At 49.1% G+C, this 5,150-nt stretch carries 6 protein-coding genes; all 6 read left to right on the top strand.

Annotated elements, in window-relative coordinates:
* Positions 1-317, top strand: a 317-nt coding sequence (locus ACLR2L_RS18800; protein WP_413370377.1) for a helix-turn-helix domain-containing protein, incomplete at its 5' end; no start/stop codon positions are given.
* A gap of 2 nt (positions 318-319) precedes the next feature.
* Positions 320-1,942, top strand: a complete 1,623-nt coding sequence (locus ACLR2L_RS18795) for an ABC transporter substrate-binding protein (protein ID WP_413370375.1) — start codon at positions 320-322, stop codon at positions 1,940-1,942.
* Positions 1,935-2,966, top strand: a complete 1,032-nt coding sequence (locus tag ACLR2L_RS18790) for an ABC transporter permease (protein WP_140956047.1) — start codon at positions 1,935-1,937, stop codon at positions 2,964-2,966. Before ACLR2L_RS18795 ends, ACLR2L_RS18790 begins: the two co-directional genes overlap by 8 nt.
* Positions 2,953-3,846 (top strand): ABC transporter permease subunit, encoded by an 894-nt coding sequence (locus ACLR2L_RS18785; protein ID WP_140956048.1) that lies wholly within the window; start codon positions 2,953-2,955, stop codon positions 3,844-3,846. The genes ACLR2L_RS18790 and ACLR2L_RS18785 overlap by 14 nt, the downstream gene beginning before the upstream one ends.
* Positions 3,846-4,841 carry an oligopeptide/dipeptide ABC transporter ATP-binding protein gene (locus ACLR2L_RS18780; protein WP_140956049.1) on the top strand — a complete coding sequence of 332 codons (996 nt, stop codon included), beginning with the start codon at positions 3,846-3,848 and terminating at the stop codon, positions 4,839-4,841. The genes ACLR2L_RS18785 and ACLR2L_RS18780 overlap by 1 nt, the downstream gene beginning before the upstream one ends.
* Positions 4,838-5,150 (top strand): ATP-binding cassette domain-containing protein (locus ACLR2L_RS18775; protein WP_413370372.1); only part of this gene is annotated, 313 nt, incomplete at its 3' end. The genes ACLR2L_RS18780 and ACLR2L_RS18775, both read left to right, overlap by 4 nt.

The following is a 5,150-nucleotide window of genomic DNA, read 5'->3' as shown; positions in this document are numbered from 1 at the left end:
TGGCTCGGGTTAAAACACAGGATCGCATTGCTCAGCCGACATCTGATGCCAACAAAGAGCAACAGTCATCCCCTGCCCCCGTTTCTGCCCCAGCGACATTAGCTGAACCGGCATCGTTAATGCCAGCCACCACAGGCTATCCATTAGATCTGAAACAGCTCAGCCAGGATTACGAAATCAATATGATTCAGCAGGCTCTGGCAGACAGCCAGTACAATCAGAAAAAAACCGCCGAAAAGCTGAGCCTGACCTACCACCAGTTGCGCGGTTATTTAAAAAAATACAACCTGCTTGATTCTGCGGCCGAGGAAAATTAATCATGCGCAATCCGTCAGCCGGGAAACTGCTTGCAGTGCTTTGTCTGTGTAGTCTGGCTGGTTGCTCTCCACAGAAATACAGCGAAAAATTCCAAGAAGGATTGGTGTATTGCTCAGAGAGCGATCCGTTGTCGATGAATCCGCAACTGGATACATCCACCACAACGGCTGATGCAACCGCTCATCAGATTTACGACCGCCTGCTTGAATTTGATACCGAAACGGGCCGCATACAGCCGTCACTGGCCAGTAAATGGTCGGTGAGTAAAGACGGCCTGAAATACCGCTTTACCTTGCGTCCTGACGTGGTTTTTCATTCCACCCCGTATTTCAAACCCAGTCGAACACTTAATGCTACCGATGTGGTGTTTTCGTTTAATCGATGGCGTCAGCCCGATCACCCTTTTCATAACATATCGGGTGGCAACTATCCGTATTTTGAAAGTTTAGGTCTGGCATCGAATATTGCTGATATACACACATTGTCGCCTTCTGAAGTAGAAATTGTGCTCAACGAGCGCGACAGCTCCTTTCTGGCCAACATCGCCAGTGACTTTTCAGTGATCCTTTCGGCTGAATATGCTGACTATCTGATGTCGATGGGCACTCCCGAAGAGCTTGACGAGTTGCCGGTAGGCACTGGCCCGTATCAGTATGTGAGCTATAAAAAAGACCATTATATTCGTTACCTGGCAAATCAATCGTATTGGCGGGGCAAACCTAACGGTGATTCACTTATTTTCGATATCACCCCCAAGAGTTCACTGCGACTGGCTAAACTGATGACTGGCGAATGCGACGCCATTGCGTTTCCAGCCAGAGTGGATCACGAGATTATTCGCGAGCGCGACGACCTGGTATTGGCCGAGAAAGCCGGTCTTAATATCGGATTTTGGGCTTTTAATACCGAGCGCCCACCATTCGACAATCCCGATGTTCGCAAAGCACTCGCCTATGCTATCGACAAAAATACCCTGTTGGAGGCCGTGTACTTCGACAGCGCTACGCGCGCGCGTTCGCTTTTGCCAGCCGCCAGCTGGGCTTATCAGGCAGACGCCGATGATACCGGCTACAACCCGGTTCTTGCCCGAAAACTACTAGACAACGCAGGGGTTCCACCGGGTTTCACCATGGATGTATGGGCCATCCCGGTAGAACGGGCATATAACCCGAATGCCAGAAAAATGGCCGAGCTGATTCAGAACTATCTGGCGGAAATAGAAGTCAACGTTAACATAATAAGTTACGACTGGACGACGTTCAGAAGGTTACTTCGCGAGGGGAACCATGACTCAGTGCTTATCGGTTGGTCTGCCGACAATGGTGATCCAGACAACTTTTACCGACCATTGCTGAGTTGCGGTGCCATTCCATCTGGTACCAACCGCGCGCGCTGGTGTGATCCCGCCTATGATGAAATCCTCGATAAAGCACTGCAAACCGAAGACATAGAGGCTCGAAAAGCGTTATATTTGCAGGCTAATCAGTTAATTTTTGAGAAACTACCGTTAGTGCCTATAGCCCATGCTTATCGCTACCAGGCCTACCGGAAGGAATTAAACGGCATGATCATCAATCCTTTCGGTGGTGTCAGATTAGGCGGAGTCAGCAAACCCCGTGATTAATATTCTGCTGCGATACACAATTCTGTTCACTTTGACATTGCTGGCATTGTCAGCCATGTCCTTCACGCTGATTTACCTGTTTCCGGCCGATCCAATCACCAACCTGACGGGGATTACGCCGCAAAATACCATTCAACATGATGCACTCGTTCGTCAGTATCGCCTTGACAGTGCTTATTTAATTCAATTCTGGCACTACCTTGAACAATTGTTCAGTGGCAACTGGGGCTATAGTCTTATTTCAGGAGAACCGCTCAAAGACGAAATTCTGTATGCGCTTCCTGCCACGGTTGAGCTCAGTGCTTACGCTATGCTGATTGTAGTGCTTATCGGTATTCCGATTGGCTGTTACAGTGGGCTTAGGGCATACACCAATGCCGATTTTGCGATCAATTCCATTAGCGTGTCGGTATATTCAGTGCCGGTTTTTTGGCTGGCTGTCATCTTTATACTGACCTTCAGTTTACAATTTGGCTGGCTGCCGCTTTCGGGCAGACTGAACCTGTTGTTTGATATTCCCAACCACACCGGATTTTTGTTTATCGACATACTGTTGTCCAACGAGCCTGACAAATCACTCGCCATGCGCGATGCGCTGTTACACTTGATTCTGCCCACATTGTCGATAGCCTGTATTTCTACCGCTGCGATTATTCGCGTTACCCGACGTTCGATTATTGATGTATTAAATCAGCCATACATCACCGCCGCCAAAGCACGGGGACTCACCAACCGTCAGATTTTTTTCCGCCATGTCCTTCGCAATGCGCTGTTGCCAATCCTCCCGTTAATGGCCATGCAAATTACTACGTTGATTACTAACGCGATGATTGTGGAAACCTTGTTCTCCTGGCCCGGCATTGGCAACTGGCTGATTCAGGCGATTTATCAGCGCGATTATTCTGCACTGCGCATTGGTATGCTTGCGGTATCTACCCTGGTAGTCATTATTACCATTGCGATAGATTTGTTTAACCGGTTAATTGACCCCAGCAGGGAAAAATTCGAAAGTGTCACAATTTAGTTTGTACGATGACGAAACCCGTCCTTCCCCCTGGCAACACACATGGCGGGAATTTAAATCCAGTCACGTGGCGTTGATTGGGTTGGCCATTCTTATGCTTTTTGTTTTCTTTGCCTTCTTTGCGCCGCTGGTGACGCCGTATGATCCCATGCATCAGAATACCGAAGCGATTCTGGTGTCACCCAGTTGGCATCCCAATGGTTCTATCGCCCATCTTTTTGGTACCGACGCGTTGGGAAGAGATTTATTTTCGCGCATCATGTACGGGTGCAGGGTCACCTTCGGCACCAGTCTGCTGGTAGTTATCACAGCCATGGCGGTAGGCGTTTCAATTGGTACCGTAGCAGGTATGTTAAGTGGCGTGCGCTCCAGCGTGGTAAACCACTTGTTGGACTCCCTTATGGCAATTCCCACCTTGTTAATTGCCATCATTATTGTAGGCATTCTGGGTAGTGGTCTGGTAAACAGCATGTGGGCAATTACACTGGCACTCATCCCCCAGTTTATTCACCACACCCGCGCATTTGTGAGAGCGGAAATGAAAAAAGACTACATCCAGGCTTCTACTCTGGATGGGGCAAATCGATTGCAACTCTTCTACTACTCCATTTTACCCAACATGATTGAAATGCTGGTAGTACAGGGTACGTTGGCGCTGTCAGTGGCCGTTATCGACATCAGTGCTCTGGGATTTCTCAATCTGGGCGCACAAGCCCCGCTGCCTGAACTAGGGGCAATTTTAGCGTCAGGCCTTGATGTGGGATACCTGTCGCCGTGGAATATCGCCATTCCAGGCATTGCCATTTTCCTGATGGTGTTGTCAATTACCATTGTAGGTGACGGCTTGCGGTCAGCGTTAAGAAAAAGGGTGAATCGCTAATGCCATTACTCGACATTAAGAACCTTACCCTGGAAATTAATAATGGCGCTCAATCTATCAAAGCGCTGGATAAAATTAACTTAACCGTAAATGCTGGGGAAATTCGCGCATTAGTAGGCGAATCAGGTTCTGGCAAAAGTTTGATTGTGCAAGCCATTGCCGGTGCAACCCCCGGTAACTGGCACCTTACAGCTGATCGCATGAGCTGGAATGGAGAGAATTTATTGTCGATGTCCGTGGAGCAGCGCCGCAAAGTGCTGCGTAAAGACATTGGCGTGGTTTTTCAGCATGCTATCGCATCGCTCGACCCATCAGTTACGCTGGGTGAACAGCTTGAAGAAGCATTGCCGGATGAACTGATCGACGGAAAATGGTTCTGGCAGCGCGCACAACAGCGTCGCAGAGCCGTGATCAGTACTGTTCACAAAGTGGGCATTAAAGATCACAACCAGTATCTGCGCGCTTACCCCCACCAGATCCCAACCGACATCGGCCAAAAACTGATGCTGGCCATGGCACTGGTTAATCAGCCTAAAATGCTGATTGCGGACGATCCGACACGGGGGATGGAAACCACCACGAAAGTACAAGTGTTAAAACTCCTTTCGCGTTTGAATCAAACCCGTTCGCTGGGTATTTTATTCGTCAGTCACGACTTGTTGGCTATTTCGAGTATGTCGCACACCATGACCGTACTGTATTGCGGGCAAACCGTTGAATCGGGCAAAATGAAGCAAATTCGCAAGCGACCACTTCATCCTTACACCAAGGCATTGTTAGACAGCGCCCCGAGTTTTAGTAAAGATTTGCCGCCCAAGTCTCAGTTGTCTACGCTCGCAGGCACTATTCCAACCCTTCAACACTTGCCAATTGGCTGCCGTTTAGGGCCTCGCTGCCCACGTGCACAGCGCGCTTGTGTTAACGTGCCTGCGGTAAGAAAGATCCACGACCACAGCTACAGCTGCCATTTCCCGCTGCACATGGAGAAAATATGAAGCAGGTACTGGACGTTAGCGGCCTGGTGTTTCGGCACAGCAGCAAAAAACGCTGGCTCAAAAAACCCGAAATATTCTCCCTTGGCCCGATTGATATGCAGGTTACCAAAGGTGAAACCATTGCCATTATAGGGCAGAACCGGTCTGGCAAATCGTTGTTAGCAAGAATGCTGGCTGGTGCCGTTGAGCCAGACGAAGGTCATATCCATTTGATGGAAGAAAAATACTGGTCGGTAAGACACCGTACCGCACGAAAAAGTGCCGATATCACCGGTATCCGAATGATTTTCCAGCATAGTAGTGAGTCGA

The organism is Alteromonas sp. AMM-1 (genome assembly GCF_047290655.1).
GTDB lineage: Bacteria > Pseudomonadota > Gammaproteobacteria > Enterobacterales > Alteromonadaceae > Alteromonas > Alteromonas mangrovi.
This window is presented reverse-complemented; position numbering and strand designations above follow the sequence as displayed.

Excerpts from the sequence above, each read along its gene's own strand:
- ACLR2L_RS18795 (WP_413370375.1), top strand. The coding sequence starts at position 320 with ATGCGCAATCCGTCAGCCGGGAAACTGCTTGCAGTGCTTTGTCTGTGT.
- ACLR2L_RS18780 (WP_140956049.1), top strand. The coding sequence starts at position 3,846 with ATGCCATTACTCGACATTAAGAACCTTACCCTGGAAATTAATAATGGC.